The 16292-nt window shown below is 73.7% G+C and carries 12 protein-coding genes; 10 read left to right on the top strand and 2 right to left on the bottom strand.

What is annotated here, in order from left to right; genetic code table 11:
- The first annotated feature begins 269 nt into the window (after positions 1 to 269).
- The 3 genes from WMF11_RS33290 (at position 270) to WMF11_RS33280 (ending at position 3894) form a co-directional block, all read left to right on the top strand.
- Positions 270 to 1112 (top strand): homocysteine S-methyltransferase family protein, encoded by an 843-nt coding sequence (locus WMF11_RS33290; protein WP_437973592.1) that lies wholly within the window; start codon positions 270 to 272, stop codon positions 1110 to 1112.
- Between the two features lie 28 nt (positions 1113 to 1140).
- Positions 1141 to 2517 carry a glutamate--cysteine ligase gene (locus WMF11_RS33285; protein ID WP_437903279.1) on the top strand — a complete coding sequence of 459 codons (1377 nt, stop codon included), beginning with the start codon at positions 1141 to 1143 and terminating at the stop codon, positions 2515 to 2517.
- A gap of 63 nt (positions 2518 to 2580) precedes the next feature.
- A complete protein-coding gene (locus WMF11_RS33280) occupies positions 2581 to 3894 on the top strand; it encodes a hemolysin family protein (protein WP_437542919.1) in 1314 nt (437 codons plus the stop codon).
- 1721 nt (positions 3895 to 5615) lie between these two features.
- Here WMF11_RS33280 and WMF11_RS33275 read toward each other — a convergent pair.
- Positions 5616 to 7532, bottom strand: coding sequence for a HEAT repeat domain-containing protein (locus tag WMF11_RS33275; RefSeq protein WP_437973591.1), 1917 nt, complete (start codon positions 7530 to 7532; stop codon positions 5616 to 5618).
- Positions 7533 to 7721: 189 nt separating this feature from the next.
- Here WMF11_RS33275 and WMF11_RS33270 point away from each other — a divergent pair, with 189 nt between their 5' ends.
- The 5 genes from WMF11_RS33270 to WMF11_RS33250 all read left to right on the top strand — a co-directional run bounded on the left by WMF11_RS33270 (position 7722) and on the right by WMF11_RS33250 (position 13098).
- Positions 7722 to 8666 (top strand): XdhC family protein, encoded by a 945-nt coding sequence (locus tag WMF11_RS33270; RefSeq protein ID WP_437973590.1) that lies wholly within the window; start codon positions 7722 to 7724, stop codon positions 8664 to 8666.
- The gene (locus WMF11_RS33265) at positions 8663 to 9307 is read left to right on the top strand and encodes a nucleotidyltransferase family protein (protein WP_437903276.1); all 645 of its coding nucleotides are present in this window, start codon (positions 8663 to 8665) and stop codon (positions 9305 to 9307) included. Before WMF11_RS33270 ends, WMF11_RS33265 begins: the two co-directional genes overlap by 4 nt.
- 100 nt (positions 9308 to 9407) lie before the next feature.
- Entirely contained in the window at positions 9408 to 11717 is a 2310-nt protein-coding gene (locus tag WMF11_RS33260) for a xanthine dehydrogenase family protein molybdopterin-binding subunit (RefSeq protein ID WP_437973589.1), read from the top strand.
- Positions 11714 to 12196: a (2Fe-2S)-binding protein gene (locus WMF11_RS33255; protein WP_437709066.1), complete on the top strand. Its 483-nt coding sequence runs from the start codon at positions 11714 to 11716 to the stop codon at positions 12194 to 12196. Before WMF11_RS33260 ends, WMF11_RS33255 begins: the two co-directional genes overlap by 4 nt.
- Positions 12193 to 13098: an FAD binding domain-containing protein gene (locus WMF11_RS33250; protein ID WP_437903274.1), complete on the top strand. Its 906-nt coding sequence runs from the start codon at positions 12193 to 12195 to the stop codon at positions 13096 to 13098. The genes WMF11_RS33255 and WMF11_RS33250 overlap by 4 nt, the downstream gene beginning before the upstream one ends.
- Here WMF11_RS33250 and WMF11_RS33245 read toward each other — a convergent pair whose 3' ends face one another.
- Positions 13099 to 13302: a hypothetical protein gene (locus WMF11_RS33245; RefSeq protein ID WP_437903273.1), complete on the bottom strand. Its 204-nt coding sequence runs from the start codon at positions 13300 to 13302 to the stop codon at positions 13099 to 13101.
- A gap of 508 nt (positions 13303 to 13810) precedes the next feature.
- Here WMF11_RS33245 and WMF11_RS33240 point away from each other — a divergent pair.
- Both WMF11_RS33240 and WMF11_RS33235 read left to right on the top strand, forming a co-directional pair.
- Positions 13811 to 14107, top strand: coding sequence for a hypothetical protein (locus tag WMF11_RS33240; protein WP_437973588.1), 297 nt, complete (start codon positions 13811 to 13813; stop codon positions 14105 to 14107).
- Entirely contained in the window at positions 14104 to 16239 is a 2136-nt protein-coding gene (locus WMF11_RS33235) for a TonB-dependent receptor family protein (RefSeq protein ID WP_437973587.1), read from the top strand. The genes WMF11_RS33240 and WMF11_RS33235 overlap by 4 nt, the downstream gene beginning before the upstream one ends.
- Positions 16240 to 16292 lie beyond the last annotated feature (53 nt).

The following is a 16292-nucleotide window of genomic DNA, read 5'->3' as shown; positions in this document are numbered from 1 at the left end:
CGCCGCGCCGAGCGCCGGTGCGCGTCCGTCAGGTTGTCCCCGACTCCGCTGCGTGGAACGCTGTGCTCCAGCCCGCTGGCCTGCACCATTTCGCGACGCGGAAGGGCCGTCTTGGGCTAGTTTCCCCTTATAGACCGGTGGTAGAGGAGCCCTGGAAAGCAGCGAAGGACGTGAATGCGCTCGAGGCCTCCACCTCTCGGCCTCCCGTGGGTCGTCCGCTCATCATCAGCGGCGATCCGCTCGCTTCGCTCCGCGGACGAGGCACCGCTGTGTCCTCCAACACCGCCCTCGGCCGGCTGCTCCGCGAGTCGCCGCGGGCGATCGCTGAGCTGCACGAGCAGGAGATCGCGCTGGGGATCGACGTGGTCCGGGCGCTCACGTCCGCGACGACGACGCGCGCCCTGGCGCCCATCGGCATGGCGTTCCGCGCCGCCGCGCTGACCGGCACCGCGGTCGAGCTCGCTACAGAGGCGGCGGGCGCGGCCGCGCGCCGCGTGGCGGTGGCGGGTATCCTGGGCCACACTGCTGCCGCGCCCATGGCCGACCGGATCGCGGAGGATTACGCCGTCCATGCGGCCAGGCTGGCGGCGGCCGGCTGCGAGATCCTCGTCGCGTGCGGCTTCGATCCAACCCAGGCAGCGTGCGTCGGCCCCACGGTCGCGCGGCTCGCGCGCCGCGCGGCGGTGGTCAGCGCCAGCACGACGCAGCTGGCGACGTGGGCGCTCGTGGAGCTCGACGGCGCAGGGCGCACCGCCGATGGCGAGGGCTTCGAGGAGGTCGCCCGCTCGGCCCTCGACAGCGGCGCGGACGCGCTGCTCTTCGAGGTGCCGTCGGTCGAGCTCGGGCTCAACATGCTCCGGCGCCTCGAGGGCGTCGCGCATGAGGTTCAGATCGGCGTGCTGCTCGGCGCGGAGTCTATGCAGGCGGACGGTGCCGACCGCATCACGCCCGCCGAGATCTGCGATGCTTGGGCGGCGTCGGCGGCGCGGCTCATCGAGGCGGGCGCGCGAATGCTCGGGGGAGGGACGGGGACAACGCTGGCGCACCTGGGCGCGCTCGCGAAGATGCTCCGTACGACGCAGCGCGCGCCCCTTCTCAGGCGCGCGCTCTAAGCGAGAACGAAACCCAACCGGAAACGTGATGATGGCCGATGCAAGCCACGGGAGTGAGTCGAAGTCTCAACCGCTGGAGACGTTCGACGATCTGCTGTTTCCCTTCCACGAAGCCACGAAGCCCGAGGCCCTTCACCGGATCGGCGCCGAGGCGGAGAAGTTCGGGGTCGACGCCAGGACGGGCGCTGCCATCCCGTACGAGGGCGAGCGGAGCGTCCTCAACATCCTCCAGGCGCTCGTCGAGCGGCACGGGTGGACACCCGAGCACGAGACCCCCGGCGGTCCGCTGATCGCGCTCGCCCGGGCTGGCGCCTCGGTGACCCTCGAGCCAGGCGGGCAGCTCGAGCTGTCCGGAGCGCCCCTCGAGAACATCCACCAGATCTGCATGGAAATGAGCGGGCACCTCGCGGAGCTGCGCGACATCTCGGCCGAGCTCAAGCTGGCCTGGCTCGGCATCGGGTTCCACCCCTTCGCGAGGCAAGCCGATCTCTCCTGGGTGCCCAAGGCGCGCTACGCGATCATGCGGCGCTACCTGCCGACGCGCGGCGCGCACGGCCTCGACATGATGCGCCGCACCGCCACCGTGCAGGCGAACTTCGACTACGCCAGCGAGGAGGCGGCGATGCGCGCGCTCCGCGTGTCGCTCCGGCTCTCCCCGCTCGTGACGGCGATGTTCGCGAACTCCCCGTTCTACGAGGGGGCGCTGTTCGGCGGGCGGAGCTACCGCGCCAAGGTCTGGCTCGACGTCGACGCCGCGCGGCAGGGGCTGATCCGCAACGTGCTCGAGCGCGGGCGCCGCTTTTCGGACTACGTCGCATGGGCGGTCGACGCGCCGATGTTCCTCATCAAGCGCGACGGCGAGGTGCTCGAGAACACGGGGCAGACCTTCCGCGCCTTCCTGGAGCACGGCTTCGAGGGGCACCGGGCCACCCGCGGCGACTGGGAGATGCACCTCAACACCCTCTTCCCGGAGGTCAGGCTGAAGCGGACCCTCGAGGTCCGCGGCGCGGATTCGCTGCCGGCCAACCTCGTCTGCGCGCTCCCGGCGCTCTGGGCGGGCATCCTCTACGACGCGCGCGCGCTCGACGAGGCCGACGCCCTGTCCGAGAGCTTCAGGTTCGACGAGCTCGAGGCCGTGCGCCCGAAGATCGCCGAGCGCGCGCTCCGCGCCACGTTCCGCGGCAAGCCGCTCGCGGCGCTGGCCGAGCGGCTCGTCTCGATCGCCTCGGGCGGCCTCGAGCGGCGCGCGCGCCTGAACAAGAACGGCAAGGACGAGCGCGTCCACCTCGATCGGCTCAGCGCGCTCATCGCCAAGGGGCAATCCCCGGCCGATGCTCTGGTCGATGGACTCAGCAACGACGACCCGGACCTGCGAAGCAAGATCCTCGAACGTGCGAGGATCTAGCCGCGGCTCGTCGCCGAGGAGGCGCGGGGCGGCGGGCGCGCCGGGGGGAGGACGTCGACCGGCATGACGTTCGTCTACCTCCTGGGCACCTTGCTCCTGGTGCTCCTCAACGCGTTCTTCGTCGCGTCCGAGTTCGCCATCGTCAAGATGCGGCCGACGCGGCTGGAGCAGCTCGTGCGCGAGGGGGACGCGCGGGCCCGGCTCGCGCTGCAGATGTCGCAGCGGCTCGACGCGTACCTGTCCGCCAACCAGCTGGGCATCACGCTCGCGTCCCTCGGGCTCGGCTGGATCGGCGAGCCGGCCATCGCCCACCTCATCGAGCCGTTGCTCGCGCCGCTCGACGCCTGGTCGGGGGTCGGCGCGCACGCCATCGCCATCGGCATCTCGTTCATCCTGATCACGGCGCTCCACACCGTGATCGGGGAGCTCGCGCCGAAGTCGCTCGCGATCCAGCGGACCGAGAAGGTTACGCTCTGGGCGGCGCGGCCGCTGCACGGGTTCTTCGTCCTGATGTGGCCGGTCATCTGGGTGCTCAACTCGATGGCGAACGGGTTCGTCCGCCTCTTCGGGCTCCGGCCCGTGGGCGAGGAGGAGATCGCGCACACGTCGGAGGAGCTCCGGCTGCTCTTGACCAAGAGCCCCGCGGGGCTCGATCCGGCGCTGCGCAGCATGCTCGTGCGCATCTTCGATCTGCGCCGGCGCACGGCGAGGCACGTGATGTCGCTCCGCTCCGACGCGGCGACCCTGCGCGCGAACATGACGATCGAGGAGGCGGTGCGGATCGTGGCGGACGCCGGGTACTCCCGGTACCCGGTGCTCGACGAGCAGGGCAAGAACGTGCTCGGCTACCTGCACCTGCGCGACCTGTTCGACGTCCTGAGCCACCGCCGCCGCGCGGCGCGCGTGGCCGAGCTGCTCCGCAAGCCGATCTTCGCGCGCGAGAACACCTCGGTCGAGCGCCTCCGCCTCGAGATGCAGGCGCGCCAGGTGCCGGTGGCGATCATCACGTCGGCCTCGGGCGAGTTCATGGGGCTCGTGACGATGGAGGACCTCATCGAGGAGATCGTCGGGGAGATCCGCGACGAGAACGACGAGGAGGTGCCGCCCATCCACCGCCGCGGCGGGGGCATCGTCGACGTCGACGGCCGCGTCCTGCTGACGGACCTGGAGCGCGACGCGCACATCGTGCTGCTGCCCGAGGTGAAGACCGTCGAGACGGTCGGCGGCTACATGCTCGGCCGGCTCGAGCACCCACCCGAGGCGGGCGAGCGCGTCGAGTGCGAGGGCTACACGCTCGTGGCAATGGATGTCGCCGGCCGGCGGGTACGGCGCGTCCGCATCGTCCCGACCGACGCGGCCGGGGGCGAGCGGTCATGACGAGCGCGGCTCCCCGCGCCGCGGATCCGCGCGCCAGCGCCGTCCGTCAGGGGCGCCGCCTCCGAGCGTACGCGGCGAGGCGCGCACCCTGGAATCGGTCGCCCTGTGGACGAACGGCGCGCGGATCCAGGTACAAACTTCGGCGGACCGGTACTACCCTGGCTTCGTAAGTGGAAACGCTTGCAACTCGGATCTTGCGCGATGGCCCGCTGAACGAGCTCGACGCCGTCGGCTGGGCCATTCGTCTTGCGAAGCGGATCGAGGCGCTTCACGCCCTCGGCGTCGCGCACGGCGCCATCTCGCCGGAGTGCGTGCTCACGACCGCGGTCGATCGCACCTCGAAGGCGATCCTGGCCGACCTGCGCCAGACGCCGAGCCGCATCGCGTACCAGTCGCCCGAGCGGGTCGGGGGCGGGACGCTCTCGGCCGGCGACGACGTGTGGGCCATCGCGGCGACGCTCTACGAGGTGCTGACCGGGGCGAGCGCCTTCGGCGGCGGGAGCGACGCCGAGACGCGGCAACGGATCTCGAGCTCCTCGCCGGCGCCGCTCGCCGTCTTCGACGTGGGCGACGACGATCTCCAGCGGGTCCTCGACGATGCGTTCCAGCGCGATCGCTCCGCGCGCACGACCAACGCCGCCGCGTTCCGGCGCGCGCTCGAGGAATGGCACCCCGATCCCGCGGTGCGCACGCTGCTCCCGCTCGACGACGAGGACGCGACGAACGACGAGGACGACGACGAGGTGCGCACGCTGATGCGGGTCTCGCCGTTCAGCTCGAGCCAGCTCGACGAGGTCATCGCGCAGCGCGCGGCGGCGGCGGCCGCGGGTCAACCGGCGCCGCCCCTCCCGGCCGAGCGCGCGCGGCCCCCGGCGGCGCAACCCGGCGCGTCGGCCCCCAGGGCGGGCGCCGCCCCGATCCCCAGGGCGCCCGCCGCGGCTCCGGCCGCGCAAGGGCGCGCCCCGGTCGCGCGAGCGCGCGTTCCGGGTGTGGGGGCTGTCCCGGTGACCCAGACGTCCGGCGACGCCCGCGAGGGCTCGGAGCCCAGGATGGCCACGCGGGAGGCGACGCCCCTGAACTTCCGCGGGCCCGCTGGGCCAGCGGCCGCAGCGCCCGCGCGCTCCGGAGGAGCGGCGCCCGCCGCGCATCGCGCGCCCGACGCGGGGCGGCCCGCGCCAGGCGCGGCGCCGGCGGCTGGAGGGCCTCGAGAGCCGCCCGCTGTCGCAGCGCCGGCGCCGGCGTTCCCGGGGCGCGAGCGCCCGGACGCAGAGCCCGAAGCTGTCGCGAGACCTCAGCCCCGGAGCGGCGAGCTACCTTTCCTCGGCGATCTCGACGAGGACATGCTCGACGAGCCCACGCTCGATGCGCCCACGGTCGTCGACGACCGCGACGATGAGGATGACGACGACGTCCCCACGCGGACGCGGGAAGCTCCCACGCCGGTCGTGCCGCCCCTGGTCGACGCGACGCCGACGCTCGGCGCGCCCCAGGCGCTCGCTGATGCGGCGACAGGTCGCTCCGCTGCGGCGCCGCTCGAACGAGCCGCGGGGGCGCCCGCGGCCGCGTCGTCCACGAGGGCCGACGCGGGGGGCGGAGCGCTCCTCGGGCCGACCTCCGGCGCAGCCGGCGCGCTCAGCCCATCGCAGCAAGCCTCGGCGGCCACGCACGGCGCCGTCGCCGCGCAGCAGAGCGCGGCGCCCGCTCAGCGCGCAGCGCAGGGCTCAGCCGCGCCGGCGCCGTCGCCCCTCGGCGCGGCCGACGGCCTCGGTCTGATCACCGACGTGCCGCCTGACCGCTCGGGGCGGCTCGGGATCATCATCGCGGTGGTGGTTGCGCTGCTCCTGGCGGGGGGGGCGATGCTGTTCGCCGCGCAGCTCGGCCTGCTGGGGGCCGCGCCCACCGCGCCCGGCAGGGGGGTGGTCGAGCCGGTCCCCGCGCTGGCCGTCGCGCCGATCGTGGCCCGCTCGCGGCCGGATCGCCTCCTTGTGGAAGCTCTGGATCTGCGCGTCGAAGCCGCCCATGTCCACGCGCAGGAGCGTCTCGGGCCGGAGGCCTGAGCGGCGCGCGACGGCCTCGGTCCGCTCGGGGAACGGCGAGATCCACACCATCCTGCCGCCCGGCGCGAGCGCGCGCGCGGCGCCCTCGACGAAGCGATCGAGCATGGCGTCGAGATCTCCCGTGCGCTCGACGCGCCGCCCGAGGGGCGGGTTCGTCAGGATCAGCGTGGGCGCCTCGCCCGGGGGCGGCGCGCCGCCCGCGTCGCGCTGGAGGAGCTCCGCGCCCCGCGCGCCCGCGGCGTCGAGGTTCTCGCGCGCGATCTGCAGGGCTCGAGGATCGCGATCCGAGCCCACGAGCCGCCGGTACGGTCCGAGCAGGGCGCGCTCGCAGAGCTCGAGGCCCGAGCCGACGAACGGATCCCAGACGACGTCGTCGCCGCGCGCCCCCGCGATGCGCGCGAGCGCGGCCGCGATCGTCGGGTGTGACGCCGCGGGCACGTCGCCCCGGCGATACGCGAACCGTGGGTCGGGCAGGCGCGGCGCGAGCTCGACCCGGACACGGCCCGCGCCCTCGTAGACGACAACGTCCCACGTGCTCTGGGTCGGATCGTTGACGAGCTCCGGGGCCTCCGCCTCCACGGCCGCCGCGGCGCGGAACACCGCTGCCCTGCGCTTGCCGCCGCCGGCCCAGTCGATGCGGTAGCGGATCGCGCCCTGGGTGAAGCGGCGCAGGATCTCGCGCGCCTCCCGCGAGAGCAGCCGCTCCGCGACCGCCGCGGCGAGGTCGGCGCCCTGGTCGAGCTTCCGCAGCGGCAGCGGGAACGCGAACGACAGCATCGTGCGCGCCCCGAACAGGACGTCGAGGCGGCCGCTCAGCACCGCCTCGACCCGCGCGCCGCCGCACGGATCGCTCCGGAGCTCGGGGACGAGCGCCCCGCCGGGAGAGTCCGCGTCGAGCGCCGCGAGCTCCTCCGCGAGGATCGCCTCGAGCCCGCGCCGGCAGCGCACCGCCACCCGGAGGGGGCGCTCCGGCGCGCGATCGCCGGCGATCTCGGACGGCTCACCGCGCGTGAGGGTCCTCCTGGCCAGGAGCTCGGCGCGCGCGCGCACGCCGGCGATGTCGTCGCCGTCGAGCTCGGCCAGCGCCTCGAGCGCGGCGCTGCCGCCGACCTTGCCGAGCGCGTTGATGAGCGCGCGGCGGACGTCGGGCGAGCGCTCGCTGCGCGCCGCCGCGGCGAGCGCCTGCTCGACGAGCGCCCGCCCGGCGTCCGCCGCGTGCGGCTTACCGAGCGCCACCGCCGCCATGCGGCGCGTGCGGCGATCGTCGTCGCCGAGGCAGGCGAGCAGGTAGTCGCGCGCCCGCTCCGAGACCTCGGGATCGATCGGCCCCGCGGCCATCAGCTTGCCGACGAGCCGGGTGAGCGGCGCGCGCAGCGCGGGCGGCGCGCCGGCCGCGCGCTCGAGCGCGGCGGGCAGCGCCGCAGCGCCGGCGCGCCGCAGCGCCCGCTCCGCCAGCTCGGCGGGCTCATCGGCCGTCTCGAGCAGATCCATCAGGGCGGCGAAGTGGCGGCGGCCCGGCGTGAAGCCCGGATCGGAGAGGGCGCGCTGGAGGTCGGGGTCGAGCGTGGCGGGGGGGGTCATCGTGGCTTGTAGCTCCGCGTATTTATGTGGATCCCGGCGGTCACAGCGGGACGGGATCTCGGGGGACGCCTGCGCCGCTCTGCGAGCGCGCTCGACTTTCGCGACAAGCGCGGCGTTCCAGCAAGCTCTTTCGGCGCCGGGGCTCTCGGCGCTCTCGTTTTCGGTCGCCGGGTCGCTAGAGTCTCAACCATGCCGGATCTGAGCCAGGTCATCCCGAGGACGGCGTTCCCGCACGACGTGCTTCGGGCGGCCCTGGACGCGCTCGAGGCGGGGCGTCGGGTGGTGCTCGCCTCGGTGGTGGCGCGGCACGGCTCGGCGCCGTCGACGCCGGGGCAGAAGCTCTGCCTGTTCGAGGATCTCACCGCGATCGGCACGATCGGCGGCGGCGCCGTCGAGCGGGCGGCGCTCGGCATCATGGGGCGCGCGCTCAACGAGCTCGCCAGCGCGCCGAAGCTCGAGACGTTCCGCCTGGGCCCGACGCTGGGCATGTGCTGCGGCGGCTCGGTCGAGGTGCTCATCGAGCCGATGCTGCCCGCTGTGCACGTCCTCGTGATCGGCGCCGGGCACGTGGGCGCGTTCGCCGCGCCGCTCCTCGCGTCGCTGGGCTTCCGCGTGACCCTCTGCGATGCGCGCGCCGCCGCCGCCGACCCCGCCCGCGTGCCGGCGGCGGCGCCGCTCGCCCGCGCGCCGTCGGCGTACGACGATGCGCCGCGGGATCTCGCGCCGGCGCCCGGGGAGCAGGTGCGGCTCGTGCTCGCCGAGCACGACGACCCGGAGGTGCTGACGGGCCTGCCGAGGGAGCTCGGCGAGGCGGCGGCGCTCGTGATGACGCACGACCACGCCCTCGATCAAGAGGCGCTCGCGTGGGCGCTCGCGCGCGGCTTCGGGTACGTGGGCGGCGTCGGGAGCCGCGCGAAGGCAGCGCGAACGCGCGCGCGGCTCGAGGCGAGGGGGGTGCCGGAGGGCGACGTCGCGCGGGTCAGGATGCCGGTCGGCCTCGACATCGGGGCGCGCACGCCGGCCGAGATCAGCGTCGCCCTGGCCGCAGAGCTCGTCGCGTGGCGCGCGGGGCGGCAGCGCGCTCGATGGTCATCGGCCGGCACGACGTCCGCCGGAGAGGAGCAGGCTGGATGAATCGAGTGACCACGATCGTGCTCGCCGCGGGCGCGGGCAAGCGGCTCGGGGGGCCGAAGGCGCTCCTGGCGTGGCCGTCATCGACGAAGGGCGGGGCCGAGCGGCCGCTGGCGATCGCGCACGCGGAGGCCCGCCTCTCGGCCGAGAGCGCGCGGGTGCTCGTGGTGGTGCGCAGCTCCGTCTTTCACGCGCTGCTGGCCCATGTGCAGCCGGGCATCGACCTGGTCTCGTGGTCCGCGCCGGACGACCTCGGGCCGGCGGGCTCGCTGGCCGTCGCCACGCCGCGCATCGGCGACGCCGACGCCGTCATCGTGACGCCGGTCGACGTGCCGCCCGCGCGCGCCGCGACGGTGGCGCGGCTGCTCGCCCGCCTCGAGGCGGGCGCCTGCTTGACGACGCCGACGCCGCCGCTCGCGGTGCGGCCGCGACACCTCGGCCGCGGCGGGCACCCGGTGGTGCTGCGCACCGAGGCGCTCCAGCGCTACCTGGAGGCCGATCCACCGCCGCTCCGGGATCACCTGAGGGCGCTCGGCGACAGGTGCGTCGACGAGGAGGTGGACGATCCAGGGGTGCTGCACGACCTGAATGTGCCGGTCGACGTGCTCCGCGTGCTCGGGGGCCCGCCGCGCTTTCTCGCCTGAAGGCGGCCGGCGATCGTCCCCTGCGCGGGTCACGCCGCGGCGCGCTCGGGTCGACGCGTCCCCGGGGACCGGGCTATCGTCGGTCAGGAGGAGCATACGAATGGCGACGAGCCCTCCAGCGTCAGCGAGCACCGTGGGGAGCAGCGTGCCCCGTACGGACGGCCCTCCCAAGGTCACGGGGGCGTCGCGCTACGTCGACGACATCCCGGCGATGCCGGGGGAGATCTTCGGGCGCACCGTGCGGAGCCCCGTGCCCCGCGGGATCTTGCGGGGAGTGCGGCTCGACCCCGCGTTCGACTGGAGCGACGTCACCGTCGTGCTCGCCGAGGATGTCCCGGTCAACGTGGTCGCGCTGATCCTGGACGATCAGCCGATCCTCGCGACCGGAAAGGTGAACCATGCCTACGAGCCGATCGTCCTGCTCGGCTGCGCGGACCGGCTGAAGCTCGCGCGGGCGGTCCAGGCCGTCGCGCTCGACATCGATCCGCTGCCGCCGGTGCTCGACGCGCGCGCCGCGCTCGATGGTGGGGAGATCCTCTGGGGCACGGACAACGTCATCAAGCGGTACCTCATCACGCACGGGCGCGCCGACGCCGCGCGGGAGCGCGGCGAGGCGAGCGAGGCCGCGATCGACGCGGCGCTCGCGCGCTGCGAGGTGGTCGTCACCGGGACGTACGCCTCGCACCACCAGGAGCAGCTCTACATCGAGCCGCAGGGGGTCATCGCCTGGTGGGACGAGGCCGGCGCGCACGCGACGGGCTCGATCCAGTGCCCGTTCTACGTCCACAAGGCGTTCCTGAAGGCGTTCGGGCTCCCTCCCGATCGGATCCACATCACCCAGTCGGTGACGGGGGGCGGCTTCGGGGGCAAGGAGGAGTACCCGTCGATCATCGCGCTCCACGCGGCGCTGCTCGCGAGGAAGAGCGGCCGCCCGGTGCGCATGATCTACGACCGGACGGAGGACATCGAGGCGACGACGAAGCGCCACCCGGCGTCCTGCGAGATCACGAGCGGCTGCGATCGCGACGGCGCGCTGCGCGCGCTGAAGATCCGGATCCTCATGGACGGCGGCGCGTACGCGACGCTGACGCAGGTGGTCCTGTCGCGCGGCGCCCTCCACGCCGCGGGCGCCTACCGCTGGGACGACGTGTGGATCGAGGCGACCGCGGTGGCCACGAACACGCCCCCGAACGGCGCCTTTCGCGGCTTCGGCGCGCCGCAGACGATCTGGGCGATCGAGCGGCACCTCGACCGTGTCGCGCGGGAGCTCGGCTGCGATCCGCTCGATCTGAAGGCGAAGAACGTGCTTCGCCCCGGCGACTCGACAGCGACGGGGCAGGTGCTCCGCGTGAGCGTCGCGGGCGAGGAGTGCATCACGCGGGCGATCGCGGCGAGCGGTTACCGGCAGAAGCGCGCGGCCGGGCCGGTCGTCCGCGGGCGCGTCGCGCGCGGGATCGGGCTCTCGGTGTTCATGCACGGCGCGGGCTTCACCGGGTCGGGAGAGCGCTACTACAAGGGAAAGGTCGCGCTGGATCTCGCGCCCGGCGGGCGGCTCCGCATCCGCACGGCGTCGACGGACATCGGCCAGGGGACGGAGACGGTGTTCCGGCAGATCGCCGCGGACGCGGCGGGGCTGCCGCTCGATCGGGTCGAGTTCGCGGTGCCGTGCACGACGACGGTGCCCGACTCGGGCCCCACGGTGGCGTCGCGCACGGTGATGGTGGTCGGCTCGATCGTCGAGGCCGCGGCGCGGGAGCTGGCGAGCCGCGTGCGCGCGGAGCAGGCGTCGGCGCCGGCGGCGCTGAGCTTCGAGGAGGCGGCCGATCGGCTGCTGGCGCGCGAGGGCCAGGTGACGTCGCTCAAGCAGTACGAGCCGCCGGGCTACGTGCGCTGGGACGACGAGGCGTACAAGGGAGACGCGTACCCGTGCTTCGGCTGGGCGTGCGACGTGGCCGAGGTCGAGGTGGACCTCGACACCTTCGAGGTGAAGGTCGTCGACTTCTGGTCGGCCACCGACGTGGGCAAGGCGATCCACCCGGTGATGTGCAAGGGGCAGATCGAGGGCGGCAGCCTCCAGGCGATCGGCTGGGCGCTCTCCGAGGAGATCGTCTGGCAGGGCGGCAAGATCAAGAACCCGCGGATGACCAACTACATCATCCCGACGTCGCTCGACGCGCCGCCGTTCCATGTCGTGCTCGTCGAGGAGCCGTTCCCGTTCGGTCCAGGCGGCGGGGCCAAGGGCATCGGCGAGATGCCGATGGATGGCGGCGCGCCCGCCGTGGCCGCGGCGGTCGAGCACGCGACGGGGATCGCCGCGTGCGCGCTGCCGCTCACGCCGGAGCGTTTGCTCGAGGCGGCGCGGGGCGCCGCGGCGTCACGCCGTTTGGCGGGGAGAGGGGAGCGTCTATGAAGGTATCGCTCGTCGTCAACGGCTCGCCGCGCGAGGTCGATCTGCCGCCGCTCTCGCGGCTGCTCGACGCGCTCCGGGGGCCGCTCGGGCTCACGGGCACGAAGGAGGGGTGCGCGGAGGGCGAGTGCGGCGCGTGCACGGTGCTGCTCGACGGCGACCCCGTGAACGCTTGCCTCGTCGCGATCGGGCAGTGCGAGGGGCGGCACGTGACGACGGTCGAGGGCCTCGCCTGCGCCGGACACCTGTCGCCGCTGCAGCGCTGCTTCGTCGAGGAGGGGGGCGCGCAGTGCGGGATCTGCACGCCGGGCATGCTCCTCTCGGCGGAGGCGCTGCTCGCGCGGAGCCCGGATCCGTCGGAGCTCGAGGTGCGCGAGGCGCTCGCTGGCAACCTGTGCCGCTGCACCGGGTACCAGCGGATCGTCGAGAGCGTCCGCGCAGCCGCCGCGCTGCGCCGCGGCGGGGGAGGGGCGGCGCAGTGAGCCTCGCCGATCTGCGCCTGTTCGAGATGCGGCGCGTCGCCGGGCTCGGTCCGCTGTGCGAGATCGTGGCGGAGCGGGCCGCGCTGGGCGCGCCGGTCACGCTCCTGGCCGGCGGCACCGACTGGGTCGTCGAGCAGGAGCTCAGGCCTCCGCTCGAGGTCGCGGCAGGGAGCCCGGCGGCGCCGCTCGTCGTCGACGTGTCCCGGCTCTCGGAGCTGCGAGGCATCTCGCTCTCCGGCGACACGCTCCGGGTCGGCGCCGCGACGACCTACCTGGAGATGCTCCGGAGCGACGCGATCGCCGCGCGGGCGCCGCTCCTCGCGCGGATGAGCCGCGACGTGGGCGCGGTGCAGATCCAGGCGCGCGGCACGCTCGGCGGCAACCTGGCCACGGCGTCGCCGGCCGCCGACGGCGTCGCCGCGCTCGCCGCCTACGACGCGACCGTCGTGGTGCAGAGCGTCCGCGGGGAGCGGCGCATCCCGATGGGCGCCCTGCAGACGGGCTACAAGCGCACGTCGCGCGCGCCGGACGAGGTGATCGTCTCTGTGGAGATCGCGTTGCCGGCGCCCGGGTCGCCCTGGTACTGGCGGAAGATCGGCGCGCGACGGGCGCAGGCGATCTCGAAGGTCGCGCTCGCGGGCGTGGCCGAGGTGCGATCCGGGCGCGCCGCGCGGCTCGGGCTGGGGATGGCGTCGGTCGCGCCGACGACGGCGCTCCTGCCGAGCGTGCGCGCGCTCTGCATGTCCCGTCCGCTCGCCGAGCTCACCGCGGCGGAGATCGACGCGGCGGTCGCGCAGGACATCTCGCCCATCGACGACGTGCGCTCGACGCGCGCCTACCGGGAGCACTGCGCTTGCGGGGTGGTGCGGGAGCTCCTTCGGCAGCTCGGCGCGCCGGTCTGATCATTCCATCCAGTCGAGCTGCGCGGCCTCGGGCCTCCGGCTGCGCCCGCCGGCGAATGTCGGCCGCTCGTACGCTGGCGGCGGGAGCGGAGCCTCCGCGTCCATGTCGTGGCAGCGCGCGCATCGCCGCGGGGTGGTGGTGCCGGCCTGGAAGATGGTGACGCAGCCGCAGGCTGGGCAGATCATGCCGATGTCGTAATTCATGAGCACTCCTCGACGACGAACGCTCCGGGGCGGTCCGAGCGGCGGGAAGATGCGCTGAAGGAGCGACGTGGTCGCGACGGCGCGGCAACATCGCGTGGAAGCCTCGGCCCTGCCGGGCAGCCCATCGGAGGCGTGTCGTCGACGAGACGCCCGCCCTCTTCCATTCCGAACGCGCTCCTGGGCCTGAGAACGAGGCGGCCTCTCTCGGACCGGCGGAGACCTTCTGTGGCTGCGCGGACGGCGGTGCACGCTCCCTGTCGTCTGCGCTGCCGTCTCGCGTGAGCGCACGTCGGCCTGCGCTGTTCAAGGGCTACTCGATGTTGACTTTCATTTGTAGTAGGCCCCTGATGACCGCGAGTTCGACACGCCGTGAGCCCACCGAGCTCGCGATGCGGTGCGATTCAGTGAGTTAGTAATATATATTACATGTCAACGCAGACCCGTCCCTTCCGGGCCCGTCTCGGGCTCGCTGTTCCCGTGCTTCTGATCACCGTGGCCGGGGTCGCTCATGCGCAGTCTCCTGAACCGAGCGCGGATGCCCCGGGGGATCCAGCGATGCCTGGAGCGCCTCCGGGCACGGGAGCGCCGCCGGCGGGCCGGGACGCACCTGCACCGGCGCCGCCGGCGCCTCCCGGCGATGCGCCGGCGACGCCTCCCGGTGATGCGCCGGCGGCGCCTCCCGGTGATGCGCCGGCAGCGCCTGCCGGCGATGCGCCGGCAGGGGACCAGGACGCTGCTGCGCCAGCGCCGGCGGCTGCTCCCGGCGGTGGGCCGGCGGCACCCTCCGGCGGCGCGCCGGCGGTGAACCATGAAGGCGCTGCACCGGCGCAGGCGGCGCCTGCCGGCGATGCGCCGGTGGAGGTGACGGTCGCGGGCACGCGCGTGACGCGGACCGCGGGCTCGGCTCATGTGATCAAGAGCCGCCAGCTCGAGCGCTTCGAGCACGACGATCCCCACGCCGTGCTGGTCAGCGTTCCCGGCGTGTACGTGAGGGGTGAAGACGGGCTGGGCCTGCGGCCGAACATCGGTGTTCGCGGCGTCAACCCCGATCGCAGCAAGAAGGTGACGCTCATGGAGGATGGCGTCCCCATCTCTCCTGCGCCGTACTCCGCGCCAGCCGCTTATTACTTCCCGCTCATCACCCGCATGTCGAACGTGCGCGTGATCAAGGGGCCGGGCGCCATCGCCTATGGCCCGCAGACCGTGGGGGGCACCGTGGATCTCGTCACCCGCTCCGCCCCGTCGCTCGCGTCGGGCGCGCTCGATCTCGCGCTGGGCCAGTACGGCTACGGCAAGGCGCACGCCTATCTCGGGACGAGCGACGGGCAGATGGACTTCCTCGTCGAGGGCGTGCACCTGCGGAGCGACGGCTTCAAGGAGCTCCCGAGCGGCGCGGACACAGGGTTTTACCGCAACGAGGTGATGGTCAAGGGCAGTTACCTCGTCGACCCGGCCGCCCGCATCAAGAACGAGCTCCGCCTCAAGCTCACCTACTCGGAAGAGCTCTCCAACGAGACGTACCTCGGCATCACGGACGAGGACTTCGAGGAGAACCCGCTCCGCCGTTACGGGGTGACCGCGCTCGACCGCATGCGCAACCACCGCACCGCTGTCGCCGTGACCCACGTGCTCGAGCCGTCGCGCGACCTGTCGGTGACGACGACCGTGTACCGGAACGACTTCTCGCGCGTGTGGCGCAAGGTGAACGGCTTCCGCGGGGCCAACCTGTTCGACGTGCTCGCCGCCCCGGACACGCCGCAGAACGCTGTGTACTACGCCGTGCTGACCGGGCAGCTCGACAGCTCGACGCCGGGCGAGGCGCTGCTCATCGGCCCCAACGAGCGCGACTTCGTCGCGCAAGGCGTGGAGACCCGCGTCCGCTGGAATGTCACCACGGGGCCCGTCTCGCACCGCGTCGAGTACGGCCTGCGCCTGCACCACGATCGGGTCGAGCGCCGCCACAGCGAGAACGGGTTTCTCGTGCTCGGCGGCGCGCTCGTGCCGGACGGCGGACCGACCGTCGTGACCCAGTTCAACGAGGCATGGACCGAGGCGGTCGCGCTCCACGCGAGCGACGCGATCACCTGGAGAGCGCTCACGGTGACGCCCGGCGTCCGGATCGAGCTCATGCGCTCTGCCCTCGTGGATCGCGCGGCCGGGAGCGAGCGAACGCGGCTCGCGCAGGCGCTCCTGCCAGGCGCCGGCGCCTACCTTGCGATCACCGAGGCGCTCGGCCTCCTGGCCGGGGCCTACCGAGGATTCAGCCCCCCGGCCCCGGGGAGCGACGAGCATGTCGAGCCCGAGCTCAGCGTGAACTACGAGGGCGGCGCTCGCTTCGCCGACGGGCCGCTGCGCGCGGAGATCATCGGCTACTTCAACGATTACTCGAACATCACGGATGTCTGCACGCTCTCCAGCGGCTGTCTCGACGCGGATCTCGATCGCCAGTACGACGCGGGCGAGGCCCGGATCTACGGCATCGAGGCGTATGCGGAGCACGAGGTCCCGCTCGGCCAGCTCAAGCTGCCGATCACCGCGGCCTACACGCTCACCCGGACCGAGTTCCTCTCGAGCTTCGCCTCGGACGACCCCATCTTCGGCCGCGTCGTGAAGGGGGACGAGATGCCTTATGTCCCGCGGCACCAGGCGAGCCTCTCGGTCGGGGTCGAGCACGAGCGCGCCGGCGTCGCCGTGGGCGCCACCTACGTGTCGGCCATGCGGGAGAAGGCCGGCAGCGAGCCCATGTCCCGGGCGCTCGCCACCGACGAGCAGCTCCTCTTCGACGCGAGCGCCAGGGTGCGTGTCGTCGGGCCGCTCGTGCTCTACGCGAACGCGCGGAACCTCCTCGGCTCCCAGTACATCGTGTCGCGCCGGCCCTTCGGCGCCCGGCCGAACGCGCCGCGCTGGATCCAGATCGGGGCCAAGGCGTCGTTCTGACCTGGCGTCCGACGTTGAGTCGCGCGTGGAGCCCGACGTGGACGCGCGCGTCG

Source organism: Sorangium sp. So ce295 (genome assembly GCF_051527405.1).
Classification (GTDB): Bacteria; Myxococcota_A; Polyangia; order Polyangiales; family Polyangiaceae; genus Sorangium; species Sorangium cellulosum_B.
This window is presented reverse-complemented; position numbering and strand designations above follow the sequence as displayed.

What these genes read in the sequence shown, in the direction of transcription:
- WMF11_RS33240 (WP_437973588.1), top strand. Translation starts at nt 13,811, where the DNA reads ATGCGCAGTCTCCTGAACCGAGCGCGGATGCCCCGGGGGATCCAGCGA.
- WMF11_RS33245 (WP_437903273.1), bottom strand. Translation starts at nt 13,302, where the DNA reads ATGAATTACGACATCGGCATGATCTGCCCAGCCTGCGGCTGCGTCACC.
- WMF11_RS33280 (WP_437542919.1), top strand. Translation starts at nt 2,581, where the DNA reads ATGACGTTCGTCTACCTCCTGGGCACCTTGCTCCTGGTGCTCCTCAAC.
- WMF11_RS33255 (WP_437709066.1), top strand. Translation starts at nt 11,714, where the DNA reads ATGAAGGTATCGCTCGTCGTCAACGGCTCGCCGCGCGAGGTCGATCTG.
- WMF11_RS33285 (WP_437903279.1), top strand. Translation starts at nt 1,141, where the DNA reads ATGATGGCCGATGCAAGCCACGGGAGTGAGTCGAAGTCTCAACCGCTG.
- WMF11_RS33270 (WP_437973590.1), top strand. Translation starts at nt 7,722, where the DNA reads ATGCCGGATCTGAGCCAGGTCATCCCGAGGACGGCGTTCCCGCACGAC.
- WMF11_RS33265 (WP_437903276.1), top strand. Translation starts at nt 8,663, where the DNA reads ATGAATCGAGTGACCACGATCGTGCTCGCCGCGGGCGCGGGCAAGCGG.
- WMF11_RS33260 (WP_437973589.1), top strand. Translation starts at nt 9,408, where the DNA reads ATGGCGACGAGCCCTCCAGCGTCAGCGAGCACCGTGGGGAGCAGCGTG.
- WMF11_RS33275 (WP_437973591.1), bottom strand. Translation starts at nt 7,532, where the DNA reads ATGACCCCCCCCGCCACGCTCGACCCCGACCTCCAGCGCGCCCTCTCC.